This window comes from Oceanobacillus sp. J11TS1, assembly GCF_018333215.1.
In the GTDB taxonomy this organism is placed as follows: Bacteria; Bacillota; Bacilli; order Bacillales; family Amphibacillaceae; genus Oceanobacillus.
Window position 1 is genome coordinate 1 of the sequence record NZ_BORO01000004.1, and the last position, 20,974, is coordinate 20,974.

At 36.7% G+C, this 20,974-nt stretch carries 24 protein-coding genes; 5 read left to right on the forward strand and 19 right to left on the reverse strand.

All coding sequences use genetic code 11. The features are described from left to right. Positions 1-149 precede the first annotated feature (149 nt). Positions 150-530: a DUF3397 domain-containing protein gene (locus KI343_RS04365; RefSeq protein WP_212925220.1), complete on the reverse strand. Its 381-nt coding sequence runs from the start codon at positions 528-530 to the stop codon at positions 150-152. Positions 531-725: 195 nt separating this feature from the next. Here KI343_RS04365 and KI343_RS04370 point away from each other — a divergent pair, with 195 nt between their 5' ends. Continuing rightward, complete coding sequence (locus KI343_RS04370; RefSeq protein WP_212925221.1) at positions 726-1,208, forward strand: N-acetyltransferase; 483 nt, start codon at positions 726-728, stop codon at positions 1,206-1,208. A 236-nt stretch (positions 1,209-1,444) separates the two neighbouring features. On the opposite strand, the gene KI343_RS20315 is transcribed toward KI343_RS04370, so the two are convergent. The 3 genes from KI343_RS20315 to KI343_RS04385 form a co-directional block, all read right to left on the reverse strand. After that, positions 1,445-1,906, reverse strand: a complete 462-nt coding sequence (locus KI343_RS20315) for a Myb-like DNA-binding domain-containing protein (protein WP_212925222.1) — start codon at positions 1,904-1,906, stop codon at positions 1,445-1,447. Positions 1,907-2,114: 208 nt separating this feature from the next. Then, positions 2,115-2,288, reverse strand: a complete 174-nt coding sequence (rpmF, locus tag KI343_RS04380) for a 50S ribosomal protein L32 (protein ID WP_212925223.1) — start codon at positions 2,286-2,288, stop codon at positions 2,115-2,117. A 46-nt stretch (positions 2,289-2,334) separates the two neighbouring features. Beyond that, positions 2,335-2,865 (reverse strand): YceD family protein, encoded by a 531-nt coding sequence (locus tag KI343_RS04385; protein WP_212925224.1) that lies wholly within the window; start codon positions 2,863-2,865, stop codon positions 2,335-2,337. Between the two features lie 274 nt (positions 2,866-3,139). On the opposite strand from KI343_RS04385, the gene KI343_RS04390 reads away from it, so the two are divergent. Continuing rightward, on the forward strand, positions 3,140-4,342 hold the full coding sequence (locus tag KI343_RS04390; protein ID WP_212925225.1) for a nucleotidyltransferase: 1,203 nt from the start codon (positions 3,140-3,142) through the stop codon (positions 4,340-4,342). 81 nt (positions 4,343-4,423) lie between these two features. Here KI343_RS04390 and KI343_RS04395 read toward each other — a convergent pair whose 3' ends face one another. Further along, positions 4,424-5,443, reverse strand: coding sequence for a SepM family pheromone-processing serine protease (locus tag KI343_RS04395; RefSeq protein WP_212925428.1), 1,020 nt, complete (start codon positions 5,441-5,443; stop codon positions 4,424-4,426). 229 nt (positions 5,444-5,672) lie between these two features. Between KI343_RS04395 and ylbJ the strand changes: the two genes are divergently transcribed. Continuing rightward, entirely contained in the window at positions 5,673-6,881 is a 1,209-nt protein-coding gene (ylbJ, locus tag KI343_RS04400) for a sporulation integral membrane protein YlbJ (RefSeq protein WP_212925226.1), read from the forward strand. A 103-nt stretch (positions 6,882-6,984) separates the two neighbouring features. On the opposite strand, the gene coaD is transcribed toward ylbJ, so the two are convergent. The 7 genes from coaD to KI343_RS04435 all read right to left on the reverse strand — a co-directional run bounded on the left by coaD (position 6,985) and on the right by KI343_RS04435 (position 11,873). Further along, a complete protein-coding gene (gene coaD, locus KI343_RS04405; protein WP_212925227.1) occupies positions 6,985-7,464 on the reverse strand; it encodes a pantetheine-phosphate adenylyltransferase in 480 nt (159 codons plus the stop codon). 3 nt (positions 7,465-7,467) lie between these two features. Then, positions 7,468-8,037, reverse strand: a complete 570-nt coding sequence (rsmD, locus tag KI343_RS04410; protein WP_212925228.1) for a 16S rRNA (guanine(966)-N(2))-methyltransferase RsmD — start codon at positions 8,035-8,037, stop codon at positions 7,468-7,470. 729 nt (positions 8,038-8,766) lie between these two features. Then, a complete protein-coding gene (locus KI343_RS04415; RefSeq protein WP_212925229.1) occupies positions 8,767-9,042 on the reverse strand; it encodes a YlbG family protein in 276 nt (91 codons plus the stop codon). A gap of 288 nt (positions 9,043-9,330) precedes the next feature. Further along, positions 9,331-9,768: a YlbF/YmcA family competence regulator gene (locus tag KI343_RS04420; protein ID WP_212925230.1), complete on the reverse strand. Its 438-nt coding sequence runs from the start codon at positions 9,766-9,768 to the stop codon at positions 9,331-9,333. Between the two features lie 187 nt (positions 9,769-9,955). Beyond that, on the reverse strand, positions 9,956-10,189 hold the full coding sequence (locus tag KI343_RS04425) for a YlbE-like family protein (protein ID WP_212925231.1): 234 nt from the start codon (positions 10,187-10,189) through the stop codon (positions 9,956-9,958). 10 nt (positions 10,190-10,199) lie between these two features. Then, positions 10,200-10,604 carry a spore coat protein YlbD gene (gene ylbD / locus KI343_RS04430; RefSeq protein ID WP_212925232.1) on the reverse strand — a complete coding sequence of 135 codons (405 nt, stop codon included), beginning with the start codon at positions 10,602-10,604 and terminating at the stop codon, positions 10,200-10,202. 201 nt (positions 10,605-10,805) lie between these two features. Further along, on the reverse strand, positions 10,806-11,873 hold the full coding sequence (locus KI343_RS04435; RefSeq protein WP_212925233.1) for a CAP domain-containing protein: 1,068 nt from the start codon (positions 11,871-11,873) through the stop codon (positions 10,806-10,808). 184 nt (positions 11,874-12,057) lie between these two features. Between KI343_RS04435 and KI343_RS04440 the strand changes: the two genes are divergently transcribed. Next, positions 12,058-12,423 carry a YugN family protein gene (locus KI343_RS04440; protein WP_212925234.1) on the forward strand — a complete coding sequence of 122 codons (366 nt, stop codon included), beginning with the start codon at positions 12,058-12,060 and terminating at the stop codon, positions 12,421-12,423. Positions 12,424-12,462: 39 nt separating this feature from the next. Here KI343_RS04440 and KI343_RS04445 read toward each other — a convergent pair whose 3' ends face one another. From KI343_RS04445 to cyoE, 7 genes are all read right to left on the reverse strand, one after another. Then, positions 12,463-12,918 carry a DUF420 domain-containing protein gene (locus KI343_RS04445; RefSeq protein WP_212925235.1) on the reverse strand — a complete coding sequence of 152 codons (456 nt, stop codon included), beginning with the start codon at positions 12,916-12,918 and terminating at the stop codon, positions 12,463-12,465. A gap of 21 nt (positions 12,919-12,939) precedes the next feature. Then, the gene (gene ctaG / locus KI343_RS04450; protein ID WP_212925236.1) at positions 12,940-13,845 is read right to left on the reverse strand and encodes a cytochrome c oxidase assembly factor CtaG; all 906 of its coding nucleotides are present in this window, start codon (positions 13,843-13,845) and stop codon (positions 12,940-12,942) included. A 289-nt stretch (positions 13,846-14,134) separates the two neighbouring features. Continuing rightward, positions 14,135-14,455: a cytochrome c oxidase subunit IVB gene (gene ctaF, locus KI343_RS04455; RefSeq protein ID WP_212925237.1), complete on the reverse strand. Its 321-nt coding sequence runs from the start codon at positions 14,453-14,455 to the stop codon at positions 14,135-14,137. Positions 14,456-14,458: 3 nt separating this feature from the next. Further along, entirely contained in the window at positions 14,459-15,082 is a 624-nt protein-coding gene (locus KI343_RS04460; protein WP_212925238.1) for a cytochrome (ubi)quinol oxidase subunit III, read from the reverse strand. Between the two features lies 1 nt (position 15,083). Beyond that, the gene (gene ctaD, locus KI343_RS04465; protein ID WP_212925239.1) at positions 15,084-16,937 is read right to left on the reverse strand and encodes a cytochrome c oxidase subunit I; all 1,854 of its coding nucleotides are present in this window, start codon (positions 16,935-16,937) and stop codon (positions 15,084-15,086) included. Between the two features lie 36 nt (positions 16,938-16,973). After that, a complete protein-coding gene (gene coxB, locus KI343_RS04470) occupies positions 16,974-18,053 on the reverse strand; it encodes a cytochrome c oxidase subunit II (RefSeq protein WP_212925240.1) in 1,080 nt (359 codons plus the stop codon). A gap of 70 nt (positions 18,054-18,123) precedes the next feature. Next, entirely contained in the window at positions 18,124-19,068 is a 945-nt protein-coding gene (gene cyoE, locus KI343_RS04475) for a heme o synthase (RefSeq protein WP_212925241.1), read from the reverse strand. Between the two features lie 609 nt (positions 19,069-19,677). Between cyoE and KI343_RS04480 the strand changes: the two genes are divergently transcribed. Beyond that, complete coding sequence (locus KI343_RS04480; protein WP_212925242.1) at positions 19,678-20,631, forward strand: COX15/CtaA family protein; 954 nt, start codon at positions 19,678-19,680, stop codon at positions 20,629-20,631. Positions 20,632-20,974: the final 343 nt, after the last annotated feature.

Here is a 20,974-nt window from a genome sequence, read left to right on the forward strand (position 1 = left end):
TAAAGGTATTTTGATTTATACTTTGAGACATGGTAGGGTCTCCTTTCTTGATTTTTTGTCCAATTTCGAGGGTACCCTACCTCTTTTTTTATCTCAACTATTTTACACAAACTATTTTACGTCATCTTCAGGAATTCAAGAATAATTTTTTAAGACGAAACTTCTATAATAATATAAACAAAACTTAAGATAATATAAGCGGATGAAAATAGTAAAAATGCACTCCTGCAGACTAATTTAATCGCTTTTAATACATCAATTTCCGTTTGTTTTCGATATTGTTGAATTAAAATCCCTGCTAAGCTAATTAATAACAGCAAGACAATCCATCCAAAAAAGCTGCGGCCAAATAGAAGCTGCAATAAGATCCCTACACCTAAAATAAAAAATATGGCTGACCATTGAACAGCATTATGTACTGCTTTCCATGTATGTTTTTTACTCAGCTTCGTTATCCAGTATGCTAAAAAAGTAATGATAAATGGAAAAGCAATAAAAACAGATAATGTATAGTAAATCGTATCTCTCATTCTTTTCCCCCTGAAAACAAATATTTCGCTCAAGTAAACTAAACGATGTGATTCATTTTAGCTGATTTAGTACGGAAAGAACAGAAATAATTTTAAATTTGTCTCCTATGTATTATAATTTAGACAGAGAAAGAAATCTACATTGGTTTTAACTGTCTGTCCAGAAAATTTCCAACAAATTCAGGAGGGGTTAACATGGAAAATATAAAGATAGAGAATTTATTAATTAATTTTAAAACTCTAGAAAATTTTAAGCGCTTTCGCGAGTATGGGAATCAAGAATTGACCATGATGGAAGATTTACAGAATAAGATTATTGAGAATAATAGCAAGTCTCCTTTTTACGGAATCTATATTGGTGATAGCTTAATAGCCAGGATGAGTCTTTATGAAGTGAGCAGGAAATACGATTTTTACTTCGAGCCGGCCCAAGATTATTTAACTTTATGGAAGCTTGAGGTGCTGCCCAATTATCAAGGTAAAGGCTATGGAAAAGCACTTGTCGATTTTGCAAAAAGTTTTCAGCTCCCTATTAAAACAAGTCCGAGAATTAATTCACATGGATTTTGGGAAAAGATGGGCTTTATTAAGCCACATTACGAAATGGAACGTGATTTAGGAGAGAACCCGCTGCTCTGGTTACCTGAAGGCGTTAAAGAAAAAGACACGAAGCAATAAGCTTCCTGTCTTTTTTACTACGTAAGAAAGCAACTATTTTCCTTCAGAAAAGTGATTTTCGGATATCAATTGCTATATAGTGCAAATACCCATTGTTTGCATAAAAATATCCCTATAAGAGGTTGTTCCAAAAGTCCGGTACGGGGAGCTACGCCGCCTCGAACTTCTTGGTCCTTTTTACCCTCCTTTTTTCAACACGCACTATAAGTGCATAATCCTTTATACGTTCCTTCCTTTTACGGGATTGAAATAGACTTCATGAGATGATTCACTCTTCCCCATAATTGTTCGTACGTTTCTATTCGCTTTTTTAATTCTCTATTTTCCTGTAAGACTTTTTCTAATTCTTCTCGCTTTACAAAATCCGCTTGCTGGGGCATATCTGTCCGCATTTTTTCTAATAACTGAATAGCAGCATCGATAGAGTGAATGGATGAAGCTTCTATCGTTGGATATGCAATTTGCTGCTTTAGTCCAGCTTTCCTCTTTTCTTTTGCAGCTTGGACTTGACTCTGACATTGTTTTCTTATTTTTGCATTCCAGCGGAATCCACATGCTGCTGATGTTCTAGAAAGTTTTGCGGCCACTTCTTTAAATGCCTCTAATTGCGTTCTTCCTTCTTGGATACACTGTAAAACCGTATCTGCTAATAATTTGTCTTCTTCCTCCGTCCAAGCATCCTGTCTTGTATCGTTCATAACATACCTCCTAATAGGGTTTGCTATCAATGTATGCAAAAACTAGGTATACTAGAATCGTTTTATATTAAAATTATCCAATAAATTAGGGAAAGTTTTTCAGGTAAAAATCAATTATCCAAACTTGCACCATCCCTCTATTGCAGTCACTTTTTTCACCATGAAAAAAACAGATCACGTGGATGTGATCTGTTTTTATTAGTCGGTATTAGTTACTAACAACTTCTTTTCCGTCATAATGTCCACAAGATTTGCAAACATGATGAGGTTTTGTTAATTCACCACAGTTAGAGCATTCTACCATACCAGGTACGTTCAATTTTTTATGCGTACGGCGTTGGTTCTTTACTTTTTTGGAAGTTCTTCTTTTAGGTACTGCCATGACTTACACCTCCTTCAAAAATGAAAGTAAAACTTGAATCAGATTCTTATTTTTCTTTCTGGTTATTTTTAAGGAGAGATTCCAATTTCTGTAATCTTGGATCAATGGACTTCTCTTCCTTAGTTTCAGATACAAATTCCCAGCCCTTTCCGCTAGAAGGAGCTGCTTCATCCGAATCAGCGTTATCAGCAAAAACGCGGAACGGAATTTCCAGTAATATATTTTCCTTGATATATGGTGTTAAGTCAAGAACTTCTCCCTGAATTGGATGAATTTCTTGTTCCTCTTCTTCTTTTCCGTAATAAGTAGATGTAGAAAAAACTTCACTTGCATCTATTTCAAACGGGTAAGGAACATCCACCAATGTACGGGCGCATGGGAGTGTCATTTCTCCTTTTATATGAAAGTTCACGTAGAACTCATCACCATGTATAATTACTTGCCCTGTTACATGCACTGGAGTAATTTTACGAATATCATTCTTCATCGTTTCCAGCTCTGTCACATCTACTTGGCTATCAAAGAAATACGGCTCATCCACGGAACCTTTTCTAATCTGATTAATAGTCAATTTCATTATAATCACCTCTAGGCAACAAGATAAATGATAAAAGAAAATGCTACGTTTGTCAATATATTTTCTTTACAGAAGTAGTATTCCCTAATACCAAAAGTACAAAACGCTAGTTAATATCATTCTACCGGTACTTAAACCTTTTGTCATTCTCATTCTCTCACAGTGGTTAAACTTCCTTTTAGGATATCCTGATATAATACAAATATGATGAAAAACTACGCACACCAAACGAATGTGTTAAAATTAGTTTACTTGAAAAAATAGAGGTGAGTGTATGAAAACATGTGGTTTAATTGTGGAGTATAACCCTTTTCACTATGGTCATCAATATCATTTGCAACAATCAAAGAAAAAAACAGGTGCTGATTGTGTAGTTGCTGTTATGAGCGGGAATTTTTTGCAGCGTGGCGAGCCAGCTATAACCGATAAATTTAGCAGAGCAAAAGCAGCTATTCTCGGCGGCGTGGATTTAGTCCTTGAATTACCATATGTCTATGCTGTTCAACACAGTGATTATTTTGCAAGAGGAGCTATCGATGTACTCTATCATGCCGGGGTGGATTCTGTCTGTTTTGGAAGTGAATCTGGCGACATTGATTCATTTATTAATGCCTATCATCTGCACAAGCAACATGAGGATCAATACCAATCCCATATAAAAACATTTTTAAATAAAGGCTACGCATATCCTGACGCAGCGACAAGAGCTTATCAAACTGTTTTTAATACTTCTGATACACTTGACTTATCAAAACCAAATAATATTCTAGGTTTAAGTTATATTCGCGCAATCAAAGATTCAAATTATTCTATTGAACCATTTACCATTCAGCGTATCTACAATAATTATCACGATACAGAAATTACGGGAAACATCGCCAGTGCGACCAGTATACGCAAAGAAATATTTAAAAGTCCTTCTACAACGGAACGAGCTTCGGAAACCATGCCAGCAACGACGTTTGATATTTTAACTAACTATAAACACCAAACAGGTTATTGGCATGAATGGGAATTATATTTCCCTTTTTTAAAGTATCGGGTTCAGACGATGTCTTTAACGGAATTACAGCAAATAGAAGGTGTTGCAGAAGGTCTCGAACATCGAATTATGCGTACGGCTCAAGATGCTTGCTCATTTCAGGAGTGGATGACTGCTTTAAAAACAAAACGTTACACGTGGACAAGGCTACAGCGTATATTTGTTCATATATTAACAAATACAAAAAAAACAGAAAACATACTTGCCCATGATTTAGGTTATATACGCGTTCTCGCTATGAACAAGATAGGTCAATCATTTTTAAATCAGCAGAAAAAGAAAACAGCACTTCCATTTATTACAAAAATCAATCAAATACAGCATCCCTTTTTACAAATAGAGGAACGAGCAGCTAAAGCATACTACAGTGCTCTATCCGGAAGTAAACCACGTGAATTCTTTTTACAGGAGATTAAAAATCCAGTTATTGTTTAGAACAATAGTTAATTACCCCCAAAGCTAATGAAAAAAGGATTTTCGCGCCCTTACACGGTACGAAAATCCTTTTTTATACTACTAATTAGCAACACTTTCTAAGTACTCTACTGCGTCTTCAAAGGTATCTACTGGAACAATCTTCATATCTGTTCCTATCCTTTCCGCTGTTTCAAGTGCTACTTGGTAATTAGAGCCTTCTCGCCCATCTTCATTCGGAGCAAAGAAAATATCTACACCTTCTTTATCAGAGGCAACGACTTTCTTATCAATCCCACCAATTCGATGGACATTTCCATCATAATCAATTTCACCAGTGCCACCTATTTGTTTCCCGCCAGTTAAATCTTCTTTCGTTAACTGATCAAAGATTTCTAATGAAAACATAAGACCCGCACTTGGTCCACCAATACCGCCACTGGAAAATTTAATTTCAGGGTCCACTGTTACTTCCCGATCTGTCACAAGGTTAATACCAATACCTACACGGTCACTTTGATCATCTAATCGTTCTAGCTCTATATCTACGGTATGTTCTTCGTCATCTCTTTCATAAGTAATTGTTACGGTGTCACCAGCTTCATTGCCATCAATATATTCGATTAAGTCTTGAGACTCTTTTACTTTCGCATCATCAATACCAATGATTCGATCGCCGCTTTCTAATTTTCCATCAGCCGGTAAGCCATCTACCGTAGCAACAACATAAACACCCCGATAATTAATGTTTATATCCTTACCTGCACTTTCATAAGCAACAACTGTCGCAGCTTCTTGAGAACTTTCCATTACCTGAAGCTGCGCAGCCATATAGTCTTCTTGAGACATTCCTTCAGGGAAAACCTGATCTATTGGCAGAATTTCCTGGTGAGGTAACAACAAGGCAGCAGCATATAAAATGGGTGTTGCCTGCATACCGCTAACGGTTACTAAATGCATATCCCCTTCACTTGAATAGCCATTCTCTACCTCTACAATCGGATCCAGTGCATCAGCTCCCCCAGGTTTTTGTATATAGTACGGTAATTGGTACGCACCTAATAAGTAAACAATTAATATCACCACTAAAATTCCAATAACCCTTTGTTTAGATAAACGCAACACTAGCCTATTCTCCTTCCTTACCACCCTACATAAATTTATATCTATGGCATATTTTCATAAGGTATGCGCGTATATTGTATAAATGCTTTCTTACAACGAAGAATACGCATCGGACAAGCTAGCATTATTCTACTACTTCCCATCATAATTGTACAGAATAGATACTTCATTACAGAAAGAGCAAGCAACGGTTATTAAGCTTTCTTTCTATTAGGGGGACATCAGATTGAAGCAAAAGCTAAAAACACTTGGCTACGCTGGTATATCCATCTTTTTATGCCTTAGTTTAATACGATTTCCAGACCAAGCACTTGAAGCTGCTATCCGCGGATTAAATATGTGGTGGGAAGTTGTTTTCCCATCTTTGCTACCATTCTTTATTACTGCTGAGCTGTTATTAGCATTTGGGGTTGTTAAATTTTTAGGAGTCTTATTTGAGCCGATTATGCGGCCATTATTTAATATTCCAGGCGCAGGGAGTTTCGGCTGGATTATGGGGATGGCAAGTGGTTATCCAACAGGGGCAAAAATAACAGCGAGACTCCGAGAGGAAAAACAACTGACCCAAATAGAGGCAGAAAGATTGGTATCCTTCACAAATAATTCGAGTCCGCTATTTATCTTTGGAGCAGTTTCCGCTGGTTTTTTTTACAATATAAAACTAGGCTTATTGCTGGCCGTTTGCCATTATTCAGCAAATGCAGTAGTCGGCATTATCATGCGCTTTCATGGCACAAAACAAGAACAACTCTTAAAGAAGAAAAAAAGATACCCTTTCTCGCTAAAAAGAGCTTTTCGAGAGATGCACCGAGACCGGTTAAAAAATAGTCGGCCTTTTGGAGAAACCTTAGGCGATGCTGTATTAAATTCTATTCAGACACTTGTCATGGTCGGTGGATTTATTATCCTGTTTTCCGTACTTATTAAGCTTCTTTTTTTAATGGATATAACACCACTCATCGCATCTTTTATTGAACCCGCTCTTCCTATTTTGGAGTTGCCAAAGGAACTAGGGCTTCCATTTATCTCTGGATTATTTGAAATCACAGTTGGTTCAAACCTGATATCACAAGTAACAACCGATTCTTTATTGCAAAAAGCCATCTTAGTTAGTTTTATTCTTGGATTTAACGGCTTATCCATACAAGCACAGGTTGCCAGTATATTAGCAAAAACAGATATCCGATTCTATCCTTATTTCATGGCTCGACTCTTACATGGAACGATTGCAGTTATTTTAACTATTTTATTATACAAGCCGCTTTATCTCGATCGAATAGTTATTAACTCAAATGAAATTCCTGCTGTAACAATACACAACTCTTCCATTTGGATGAGCATTTACTATTTATTACGCGATATTGGTCCAGCAATGACAATAATAAGTTTAACAGCTGCAATCTTTATCATTATCTATAAAATTAAAAAAGAATAACAAAAAGAAAAGAGAGTTTTTAATCTAAATCTCTCTTTTTCTTTGGTTATGAATATCGATCCATTAACGAATATGTAATAAAGCAACATGAAAGCGCATCTTTTTATTTATACTTCTCCCTTAGCGCCTGTTCCACGACTTCTGGAACAAGCCCAGAAATATTCCCTTGATATTTTGCAATTTCTTTTATCATGCTGGAGCTTAAGAATGAATATTTTGTGTTCGTCATCATAAATAACGTTTCAATGTCTTCATTCAGCTTCCGATTCATGGAAGTTATCTGCATCTCATATTCAAAGTCACTTACCGCCCGCAAGCCTCTGATAACTGCGGTTGCACCTATGTCCCCGGCATAATCCATCAACAATTCACTAGATGAATCTACTCGTACATTTGGTAAATCTTTTAATGAATCTTCTAATAATTGTTTTCTCTCTTCTACGGTAAAGAGGGGCGATTTTGATTCATTGTTAAATACCGTAACAACTACTTCCTCAAATACCTTTGCACCACGCCTGATAATATCTAAATGCCCATTGGTAATTGGATCAAAACTTCCAGGACACACTGCCAGTTTTCTCATCATTCACGCTTCCTCACTTTCTTGGATTTGGTAAATCGTTACTTCAACCAAGCCACCATAATCAGCTTGCTTGATAGCTTTCAAAGTCTTATACGTATCCGGTAATATATTCGACTTATCATGTTCACAGTATACCATAGCGTCTTTTTTTAGCATTTGATTATCGAGGAGATAATCCAGCAATTTTAAATAATCCTTACTTTTATACGGCGGGTCCAATAATACTAAATCAAATTGTAATTCTCGTTTCGCAATGGCTTTTAAAGCACGGCTGGCGTCATTACGATATACTTCTGCCTGCTTTTCTAATTTCAAGGTCTTTAAATTATCTTTAATCGTTTGAATTGCCTTCGGATGCTTATCCACAAAAATTACATTAGACATTTCTCTGCTCAATGCCTCTATTCCCAGTGAACCACTTCCTGCAAATAAATCTAATCCTGTTCCGCCAGAAAAGAAAGGCCCCATGACTTGAAAAACGGCTTCTTTCACTTTATCAGTCGTTGGTCTTGTAGATTCTCCAGGCACACTTTTTAATGCTCTTCCTTTATGTATTCCTGCTATTACACGCACCCTTAAGTCACCTCAACTTCTTTTAACTCGTCAATAGTCTACCATGATTCCCGCTTTTAGCAAATTATTTTATTTCATGATGTATATTATTTTCTACTTTGTCTATAATAACATAATGATTCAGCTAAATTTGATTTAGTTGAAACGGAAGAAGGCTTATTCTTCCCCATAAGCACTTCATCCGGTTTCTCCTCTCCCTTTAGCCTTTTATTTTTAGATAAAAATAAAAGGACCTGCAGTGTTTTGACTGCAGGTTTTTTCTTTTTAGCGTGTATTTTAAAAAAGATAAAGAACTTCGAACTGAGGCAGTTCCCCGTAACGCACTATTTGAATATCCATTTTATCGAGAAAAAGCATAACTACTGTTCTTATTACCTATGAAAAGAAGGCATCCGCTTAAGAACTTGGCGGGTGCCTTCTTTTACTGTGCTATTTAAATATGCTGACTTATAAGAGGATGTTCAAAAAGTCCGGTAAAAATGACACTTCGGGAAAAGGAACTTCTACTAAAACCGCCCACGTCGTGTGGGCAACATAGAAGCCACCACCTCCTGTGGAAGTCCGGTACTCAAAGGCAGCGCCGCCTCGAACTTTCGACGCACAGGACGTGCTAGTGTCGGCGTTGCAACAGGACGTTGCGACCTTAGCCGACTTGGTCCTTTTTATCCTCCTTTTTGAACACATACTATAAAAGAAAATGCACATTTTCTTAACTGCAAAACCACACCTTTAGATCCCCATTTTATAATCATATTGCTTTGCTTTATCTGGTTTTGCATTCTCATAGTTAGTTGAAATAAATGGCTTTTGAGATCGTTCCACTTTAGAAACAAAAGAAAACTGATTAAACTTCTTCTCCATAGCGTCCATATCATCACGATTAACATAAATGATCGCATATCGATGCTTTTTGGACACATGAATAAGATGACCATGTTTTTTTAACTGTCTCACATTCTTCATATGCTGAAACCAAACAACAATCCCCTGCCGCTCTACCATCATGCCATCCTTCCTTTCGTTTCTTGTTTAAATTATGTATAAGGAAGGCTGCTATAAGCAAACCTCCCTTCTTTTTTATTGTATAGGAAATTATAAAATTTGAATGCTGTGGATAACTTAGTTACATAAGCAGCCACGTCTAGCTCCAGCGCCCAGCGACTAGCGAGACTTCCCTCACCTCCGTACGATAAGTCAACATCGACTCCCTAAGGTCGTCGTGTTTCCTTTATCTCCTACGGCTCAGTCCAGTCCGTACGTCGCTACCCGGGCGCTCTGCGCTTTTGTTCTATTTTACGAAGCGCAGCCACAAGCTCCGCCGCTTCCACAGCCGCATCCGCTGTCAGTTAATGCTGCACCATCTTTAGGTGCTTTAATTTGTTCACTGACACTTTCAGCTACATATTGACTAATCTGATCTAGAAGATTCTGGAGATTACGCTCAGCTACTTTAAAAGCAGCCACTTTATCGTTCATATCCATATCTCTTTTTTTGGACCGAACCTGCTTCATAATATCATAGTAATCAGGATGGTACCTGCCAAAACGCTGCACATCTTCATAATGTTCTTTTACATCTGCAAATGCACGAATAAGTCGCTGTGCTACTTCATCTTCTTCTAGCATTTTACGAGCTGCTTGATATTCTTCCATCACATCAGACTGTAAAACCATTTTTGCAACGAGCTCCGATTCATCTAATATATCTACATATTCCATTGTAGCAATCATTGTCACACCTCCACGAACAAATGAACGAATGTAATAAAAAGAGACTATCTCTTTGTAAGGTTTATGCCATGAAGCCCTAAGATAGATGTATTTCATTTGATTTAGCTTGATTACATCTTAAAAAATCTTAGATAGCTATCTTTATCATCATACCATTTAATCATTTGAAAGAAAATAGAGGAGGTTTTTAATCCTTCATCGCTTTAGCCATTTCAGCAAACATTCTCACCATTTGCAATTGATTCGAAAAATTATTTACTTTTTGGGAAAACGTCTTCCCGTAAAATTTCTTTGCTTCTTTCTTTAATTCCGAAAGCCGCTTTGGATCACGCATTAAATAACGATACCAAATTGGGTGATATCGGATAAACTCAGCAAGATCTGGGTTTTGTTTAAGATAAGTGATTACTTCATTATCCATTTTATCACCTCTAGTCTTTCCTAAATGAAAATGGGTCTCTTCGTGTTTGCTCGCCAGCAGGTTTTTTCATATCACCAATCATTTCTTGAACAACTGCGATAGCTTTACTTAACTGTTCAACTTGTCCCTGCACCTTTTCAGGATCTAAATTTTGGGTATATTCCATAATTTGTCTTATAATATCGGAATGATCACTCTTCTTACTTTTTTTATTATCTGGTTTCTTTTCTTTATGATTAGAAGTTTCACTATCCGCTTTAAATTCTTCCCAAAATGGGTCATCTTCATCTAGAATAGCCCACTTCTCATAATATTCTTGCCATCCCCTGCCGCTTTTTCGTATTTCCTTTAGTAATTTAGGATGGCGATTCACAAAACTTTTAAATGCTGCAACACTTGGATGTAATTGGTTCATTCTCTCACCGTCCTTTTTAAAACTTCCTACAATAACCTATGTAAATCGCTTGAAAAAGTGCTTATGACACCTTTTAAAAGTTTTATAAAAGAGAGGAGAATAGTAACCTCCTAAAGCTTCCAGAAGCATGCATTTGATGCGTTACTGTTCCTGCTAATAGGAAATCCGGCACTTAGAGGCTCCTTTTACTCGGTCGCTATGTTAAAATGGTTTCCCCAAAAAATTTTGCGTGTAATAAAAGCGATATACACCGACTCCTAAATAACTATATTCGTCACTCAATAAAGCATCTCGATGACTTTCACTGTTTAACCATCCTTCCATTGCAGCAGGAGCGTCCGGATACTGTGCTGCAATATTTTCTCCAGCAGCAACATAAGCAACTTGCCTCTCCTCTAACCGCTCTCTTAAACCATCTCCATCTAGACTAACATGAGAAAAATAATCATTCTCATACATGTCTCTACTGTGATCGTATGCAACCAAGCTTGCTTGATCATCCCATTCTAAACGAGACCGATTATGGCGATGACGCATAATATTAGAAATATCAAAAATCTGTTGTTCCATCCCCTGCTGAATATCCGCCCACTCTTCTTCTGTAAATTCTGGTTGTTCAGGCAGTTTACCAATATACTCAATCTCATATGGTCTCTGCAGTAAAAGTGCATCTCCAGTAGAAATTCGAACAGAAGATAGAGTTTCTGTAATCGTATCAAAATAAAGTTGAATAAATAGAGAATCACTCATTTTAACTAAAGGTCTCATCTGAAGATCTTCCGCTGTTAACCGAAATGTATAGGTAGAGTCTCCCTCCTTATAAGTAGTCTCACTTAAAATTGGAAACGTGTCTGCTACATCAACATAACTTGCACCAGACTCTATTGGTGAAATCTCTAAATTGTCTCCAATAGCATAAATGGAAATGATTTCATCTTTTAAAATTGCAAACTGAATATACTGGCTTTCTGAATTATTATAAACATACCATTCATAATTATATGCACTAACATCAATTCTATTTGGTTCCCCAAGCTCGTCAATAAGCTCTGTTGACGTCTTTCCTATCCATTGATATATATCCCCCTCTAAATCCATCTGAGGAAGTACGGCTCCTGTACCCTTAGGCTCTAATGTACGATTATCTTCTTTAAAGTGTGTAGCTACTTCCCTTACAACCTCTTTTGGTGATGAATTCATCTGATTCATAACAATAAATATGAGGAGTGCAATAATCATGAATATCACAATATTACGAATCCTCTTCATGATGTAAACCCCCGTTCAGCAGACAAGTACCTAATTGATATTCTACCTATCTACTTTATACCCTGTATTCCCTATAGTATACTCTTTCTTTCCTAACGTCTATGGTTTCTATTGCATCTATTACGGTTTCGTATTATGCTTAAATTAATTATAATTATAATAATTTTGATGAGGTGAAAGTATTATGAGAATTGAAAACACAGGGATAGAAGACAGTATTATTGATGTACAGGTATTGGATCATGTTACAGCTAAACTGGCATTTATCCGCGCAGGGCAGTGGGATTATGAGCGTGTTACCTATGATTATAAAATTGGATCCAATGAAAAAAATATTACATACTATATTCGTGTACAAGGATATGCGATTGACGGGGATGTTGATAAACGCAATGCAGTTATTAAATTAATGACTCCATTAATCGGCAAACATTATTATCCTCATGGCGTAGAATATGGTGAAGAAGAACAATTTCCTGAAAGCGTTGTAGAAAGAGCAAACACATTACTCGCAAAGCTCAGTGAAGAACTCCAATATTACAAAAAATAATTTAAAAAAAAAAAAAAGAGAGTCCATTGACTCTCTTTTTTATAATCCTAAAATAGCTTTTATCATACTGGTTGTTTCACCCGGATCGTATAATACATACAGAAAAATATATACAAGAACTCCTGTAACTGCGCTAAAAAACCAAATGATACTTGTTACAGGACCAATTTTTCGGTGTATCTTAATTTTTCTTTTAAATGCTAATACAAGCGTTACGATTCCAAACACCGCTCCAACAGTTGCTAAAACAATGTGGAAAATCAAGAAAATGGTATAATAAGTTTTTACATCCTCAGGTCCGCCAAAGCTTGTATTACCGATAAATACGGTGCGTGACACATAAATAATAAAGAAAAGAAGTGCACTAATAGCCCCAGCTATCATCGTGGCCTTATGCTGCTTTCTCTTTCCTTTGGCTATTAAAATCCAGCCTATTGCAACGAGTATAGCACTCAATGCGATAAAAAATGTACTAATAGTTGGTAGTAAATTCATTTTCGATCCTCCAATATCTCTTTAATGCGTTTCTGCTGTTGTCGGTGGCAGCGGATCAACTTTATTACTTTCCCCTCTAAACCAAGTAAAGATTATTGTCCCTAAAATAATTCCGTAAGTAATCTCTTGCATTATCTTCATAACAATACCACCCAATTGTTGATCTTCTAAAATACTAATCGGTGTAAACATTTCTGGACCCGTTAAACCAGGTGTAAGTCCTTGTAAAACATCTGTTGGTACACAGAGACTCAATGCCTGAATCCATGCGCCTCCCTGTGTATACGTTGTATATAGCGCTTCAGGTGCAAAGATAATCAATACACAAGCAGGTGTGATTAACACACTGTTAACAAAGATATAACCTATTTTTAATAAAGGCTGCAGACGATCAAATTCCTTCAGAGGCGATATTAATGGAAACCACATGAAGAAGGCTGCAATGAATAATAATCCATGAACAAAGAAATGGAGGACGGACGATGATTTTGCAAACTCAAAAAAACTTGGTATATGATAGATGGAAAATAACCCATTAAATAATAATAAAGATACTAGCGGCCTCGTTCCTATTCTTACAATAGGTTTAATGATAGGTTGTTCAATCACTTTTCTCCATATCCATTCTGGAATTCCTTTTATCATAAGTATCGGAACAACAAGTAAGAAAATGGCCATCTGTATCATGTGTGCAGTCAGTGTTATATGTGAAAGTAAATCAATTGGTGAACCTTTAACTAAGTATAAACACAAAAGCGCAGTGTAAAATGATACCTGCTGTTTCACAGATGCTTTATCATCATCGCCAATCTTCTGCCGATAGGAACCAGTAATTAGAAAATAAGCCGCAGCAATAAGAACTATAAATATCATAAAGTATGGACTCCACAGAGCTCGAAACCCAAATATTTGTATATCTAACCACATACCTAATCATCTCCACTCAAGTCTACTTTATCTATTATACCGTAAAACAAACAAGAATTCTCTACTGGGATTGTGACGAATTTAAAACATCTTAAATCAAAAGTTACCTCAGAAAAATTCCTATTTTTATGGCTCTTCACCAAAGTCTAGGGTTGGCAAATTAAATTTGGTGTTGACTTTTTATTTATTAAAAAAGCTATGATGATTTATCTAATCATCATAGCTTAATTTTATCGAGTGGCAGTAGCCTTTAAAGATTTATATTTAACTTAAATCGTTTATAAGTAACTTACCACCATGTAATAGCTGTAAAAGTAAGTGCCACTAAGAAAGTTACGAAGACTCCTCCATAAATAATCTGGGAAGGTACTTCATGACCCTTATCCTTCAAATGCATAAAGTAAAAGAACTGAAATCCTACTTGAACAAAAGCTAGAATTAAAAGCAAAGGAATCACATAAGTTGACGGAACTTCTAAAATGACAAGAGCAAATGCAACTATGGTAAAGAAAATCATTAAAGCAAAGCTAACTACCATTTTTTGCATTTCTTGTTTATTCTTTTGCTTTTGGTACGAATTAATTTTTCTTGTGCTCATTTTATCCGGCATAAATTAACTCACCATCCCCATCAGATAAACAACTGTAAAGATGAATACCCACACCACATCGATAAAGTGCCAATATAATGCAAATGTATTATATTTTGGCGCATTATAAAGGTTTAATCCTCGTTTTGAGTTACGAACCATTAATGCAATAATCCAGGATAAACCGAATACAACGTGTCCTCCATGGAAGCCAACTAATGTGTAGAAAGCTGATCCAAAAGCAGAGGAACGGAATGTAAATCCAAACTCATGGATATAATGTGCAAATTCGTAAATCTCGCAAGCAAGGAACCCGATACCTAGTAATGCTGTAATTCCCATCCATAGCTGCATCTTCTTAAAGTCATTATTCTTCATGTGATAAATTGCATACACACTTGTTAAAGAGCTTGTTAAAAGCAAAATTGTCATTAAGAATACCAGACCCATGCCATATAATTCCTGCGTTGTCGGACCGCCCGCAGCAGAATCTTTTAAGGCAAGGTACGTACCGAAAAGGCAGGCAAAAAGAACCGTCTCGCCACCAAGGAATATCCATAAGCCCATAAATTTATACTTACCTTCTGTTGTTGCTTTGGAAGGATCTTTTGGCATATTCTTTGGATCAATGGAATGATCATGACTCATATTAATCACCCACCCTTTCTAGTTCTTCTTTAGAGATATGATGTCCGTGATCATCTTTCAATGAACGGATCAGCATACAAATTAATGCAATTGCCATTCCTGCAAATACAGCAATTAACCAGTATTTATTTCCTGTTTGATAAATAAATCCATAGGAAGCAATCGTGAACCCAATCGTCATAATGAAAGGAAGAATAGACCCGTTTGGCATATGAATTTCATCTACCGGTTCTGCCGGAGTCATTTTTTCATTACCTTCCATCTTTTCAATCCATAATGGATCTAACCCGCGAACTAATGGCAACTGTTTAAAGTTATAATGGACAGGCGGGGATGAAATTGTCCATTCAAGTGTACGCCCGCTTCCCCAAGCATCGCCAGGGGCTTTTTTTCCTTTGATGGTTGTGTAGATTATATTAATCAAAAATACAATAACACCAAATGACATAAAGAAAGCACCAATGGAACTAATTAAGTTACCTGTATCCAATCCTTGGTTTTCCAAGAATACCCAGTAACGGCGCGGCATACCCATTAAACCTAAGAAATGTTGAATAAAGAACGTTAAATGGAATCCAATAAAGAAAGTCCAGAAAGATATTTGACCTAATACTTCGTTCAAGTACCTTCCAAACATTTTTGGCCACCAGTAATGAAGTCCAGCTAATATACCAAACACTGTTCCACCAACTATAACATAGTGAAAGTGTCCAATAACAAAATAAGTGTCATGATATTGATAGTCAGCAACAGCTGAAGCAAGCATAACACCAGTCATTCCTCCAATAGTAAATGACGGAATGAAAGCTAATGACCATAACATTGCTGAATTGATTTTGATACTACCTCCCCAAAGGGTAAACAGCCAGTTAAATATTTTAATTCCCGTAGGAACAGCAATTGCCATCGTTGCTACTGCAAAGATAGAGTTTGCAACTGGTCCCAGGCCGACTGTAAACATATGGTGGGCCCACACCATAAATCCTAAAAATGCAATTAAAAATGTCGCAAATACCATTGCTGTATATCCAAACAAACGTTTCTTAGCAAATGTCGGGAAAACCTCACTAAATACACCAAAAACCGGTAAAATCAAAATATATACTTCCGGATGTCCAAAGATCCAGAATAAATGCTGCCAAATAACAGCATTCCCACCTAATGCAGCATCAAAAAATGCAGAACCAAACATGCGGTCAAACATCATTAAAAATAATCCAACCGTCAATGCAGGGAAAGCAAATAGTATTAAGATACTAGCTACAAAAGTGGTCCATGTAAACAATGGCATTCTCATATAAGTCATACCCGGTGCACGCATTAATACAATTGTAACAATAAAGTTGATTCCACCCATTAATGTTCCTGCTCCGGATAATTGCAGCCCCATAACGTAGAAGTCAATACCATGACCCGGTGATTGTATTGACAAAGGAGCATAGTTGGTCCAACCGGCATCGGGTGCACCGGTAAACCAGCTAAGGTTTAATAACAATCCCCCAAATAAAAATAACCAGAATCCTAAAGAGTTTAGAAACGGAAACGCAACGTCCCGCGCTCCAATTTGCAGCGGCATAATAAAGTTCATCAACCCTAATAATATTGGCATTGCTGCAAGAAAAATCATCGTTGTTCCGTGCATGGTAATCATTTCGTTATAAAGCCCTGCACTAATAAAATTATTCTCTGGTGAAATAAGTTGAATACGAATAATCACAGCTTCAAGACCGCCTAACAGGAAAAAGAATCCTCCGCCTGCAAGGTATAGAATACCGATCTTTTTATGATCGACAGTCGTCAGCCAATCCCATAAGGTAGCCCCGAAACCGCTTTTTTGAGCACTAGTCATACTCAAATTTTAAACCTCCCTTGTGTAACTGCCATTCATTTTTTAATTTCCTGCACTTTCAGGTGTTATTTCTGAAGGCTGTAACTGCAGTAAATATTCTGCAATACTCTCAGCTTCCTCCTGACTGAGTTCATCATACTGACCTGTCATTTTGTTCCCTGGCTTAATTGACTCTGGGTCTAATAACCAATCTACCAAATGCTCTTTATCATGCTCTAATACGCCAGCAACATTAGAACGAGAGCCAAAGTTGGTTAGGTTTGGACCTACAGGTGCATTAATCTTTCCTGCTTCAATACCTGTTGCAGCAGAATCTGTAGCATGACAGCCCATACAGTTTTTAGCTTCAAACAATTCTTGCCCTTCCTGAGCTACAGCGTTTTCAGGTTCAGCATCAGGATCCACATTCTGCATATCATTCACCCACTGATCGTATTCCTCTGGGGAAACAGCAATGACTTTAAAGTCCATGAGTGAGTGTGAAGGGCCACATAATTCAGCACATTTCCCCCAATACACGCCTTCTTCATGTGCTTCGATATACATGGTATTGACGTTCTCAGCATTGACATCCATTTTACCGGAAATTGATGGAACCCAGAATGAATGGATGACATCAGAAGAGAGCATATGTAAATAAACTCGCTCACCAGTAGGGATGTACAAATCCTGACTAGTTTGTATTTCTTCTCCGGGATACTCAAAGTGCCACCAATATTGATTTCCTTTTACGTTAACATTGATGAGTTCTTCTGCCTTAGAGTCGTCTGCCAGATCGAAAGTCGCCAGAACAGTTGGTACAGCAATAATTAATACTAAGATGATTGGAATTACTGTCCAAATAACTTCTAGCTTATGATTACCTTCCACTTGCTTTGGAACATGGTCTTCTTGGTCCTTTTTCCTTCGAAAACGGATAAGTACAATCACATAGATCAGCATAACAACAATAAATACACCTACCATGATTAATGTACTCAAGATAATAAGATCCATGGATTTTTCTGCTCCATATCCTTTCGGATCAAGTGCAGTCAGATTTTCCATTCCACAACCTGCTAGAAAAAATGCAAGTAAAGTGAATACGAAAAATAACTTAGTTTTTCCCATCCAACCTTTCATGTAAGAATACCTCTCTTTCTTCTTGTTCTTTCCTTTTATATTTAAATTTTAAGGAATAACAAAACATTAATCAATTAAATATTGGCAGCGTTACAATAATCATTAACGGAAAAAGAATAGTTAAATAATTTAATGAGAATATAAATACTAAGTTAGCCCATTTCATATCTTTTTCCGTAAAAAGCCCTGCAAAACCTATCACCAGCCACGCAATATTTAATATGGTTGCTACAATGGTAAACGTTAATCCCATTGTAGGCAGTAAGAAAACCGGTAATGGTAAAAGACAAGTAATGTAAACAACAATTTGTCTTTTGGTCATTTCCATTCCCTGAACCACAGGCAGCATCGGTACTCCGGCCGCCTTATATTCTTCTTTTTTCTTCATCGCCAAAGCAAGGAAGTGTGGTGTTTGCCATATAAACATAATAAGAAACATGACAAAGGGAACCACATGAAAAGAAGGATCAACTGCTGCCCACCCAATTAAAGGAGGCATTGCACCGGAAAGGCTTCCAATAGCTGTATTCAATGTATATCTTCTTTTTGACCATATTGTATATAATACGACATAGCAAAACCAGCCAACAAAAGCAAATAACATCGCATACCAAGTAGTGAACATCAATAATACCAGTCCAAAAACGCTCACAATAATTCCAATAGCCAGTATGGTTCGTAAAGAAAAAAATCCTGTTACAGTGGGTCGTGTTTTCGTTCTAGACATTTTGGGGTCAATATCTACATCATACCAATTATTAATAATACATCCGCCAGCAATAACAAAAGCACTTCCGAATATTGTAAAAAGAAATGTACCCCAATGGTCACTGAAGGAGGAGTTCGTTAAAGCAATAGCGACTAAAAATCCTGTTATTGTAGTAATTAAATTTGAATTCACAATACCAATTTTTATTAACGCCTTCACTTCTGTTAGAAAAACAGTTATCTTTTGTTTGTTTGAAATTGTCGTATTACCAATCAATTCCGAATAGGTCATATCTACTTTATCCATGATTTCCCCCCTTTGCGCCAGTAGGAAGACATAATAATAAACAGAATACACGCAATTTTATCTATGTACCCCGTTTCCTATCTAATTATAGCATGGATTCCTATGACAATCTAATGAACTTTAATATATTATTTTACAACTATTTGAACATTCAATTAAAAAGTCCAGCAGAAAAATAGATAATGAAAAGGAATTATGGCTTTTCACTAAAATCCATGGAAAATATTTTTTTGGTATGATCATCCAATGATTCTAGTGTTGACCCGGAATTATGTATATACTATCTATTTCAGAAAAACTTAACTGTTTCTAACAAACCCATCCATACTATATTTCTAGCAAAGACAATACAATTATGCAAGCTTTTTTATTTGCTAATGAAACTTTTCCGAAAACATGGTAGTATTAATATTGGTATTTTTTAATTAACAAATAATATATACATCTTACCAATTTCGCTTTGACCCAAATCCTAAATTGAAAATATTTTAGGATATGTTTGAATTTATAGGTTGTTCTATTTTGTTCAAATTTAGGAAGCGTTTCATACGCTGGTTTTGTTAAACTTAAGACAATGGATAATTTACATAGAATAGAGGTTTCATGAATATGTTAAACAAGCTAAAAATACTATCTGTGATTACGACCATCGGGATGCTCCCACTTCTTCTCGGGGGAGCACTTGTGACAAAAACGGGATCAGCAGATGGATGTGGAGATAGTTGGCCTCTTTGTGAAGGAGAGCTCCTCCCTTCTAACCTGCATTTTGAAATGATCATCGAATTGAGCCATCGAATGGTCAGTGGTGCTATTGGTATATTAGTACTTTTACTGGCAATACTGTCTTGGATAGCATTCAGACATCATAAGGAAGTTATTTTCTTAAGCTTTTCTGCTTTATTCTTTATAGCAGTTCAAGCATTGGTTGGTGCGGCAGCAGTTGTATGGGGACAATCTGACTTTCTATTAGCTACACACTTTGGGATATCTTTAATTTGTTTTGCCGCTGTCTTTTTATTAATGCTCCTATTCTTTGAAATTGATAAAAAGCTAGACACGGAAAACATTTATATTAAAAAGCCTCATCGAATAGAAATCTATGCTATTTCTATCTATACCATGTGCGTTGTTTATAGCGGAGCACTTGTCCGCCATACTGACTCAAATTTAGTTTGCTCTGATTGGCCGTTTTGCAGCAATTCTAACCCCTTATCCTTAGGAAGTTATACATTTAACCAATGGGTGCAGATGGGGCATCGTTTTGCAGCAAGTATTTTATTTTTATGGACGATTTTCTTAACATTTCGCATGATTAAGAAATATAGAAAAAATAATGTCATGTATTGGGGATGGCTAATAACATGCGGGCTTATTGCCTTACAGGTTGTGTTCGGCGCTCTTGTTATCTTTACCCACCTCAATTTAGTAATTGCATTAATGCATGCACTTTTTATTACCTGTTATTTCGGTATGCTAAGTTACTTCATACACCTGTCATTTCGAAGCAGCAGAAAGAAAAATGGAATAAACAAAGTCCAACAAAACAAAGACATTGCTTTTTGATTACATTCCTTTATTATAAGTGCGTGTTCAAAAAGGAGGATAAAAAGGACCAAGAAGTTCGAGGCGGCGTAGCCTTTGAGTACCGGACTTCCACAGGAGGTGGTGGCTTCTATGTTGCCCACACGACGTGGGCGGTTTTAATAGAAGTTCCTTAACGGTGAATACGTGAGGAACGGAAAAGCAAGCCAACGAGCTTCCACAGGAGGTGGTGACTTCTACGTTGCCCACACGACGTGGGCGATTTTAGTAGAAGTTCCTTTTCCCGAAGTGTCATTTTTACCGGACTTTTTGAACAACCTCTATAAGTAAACAGCTAAAAACCCCGGTAATTTACCGGGGTTTT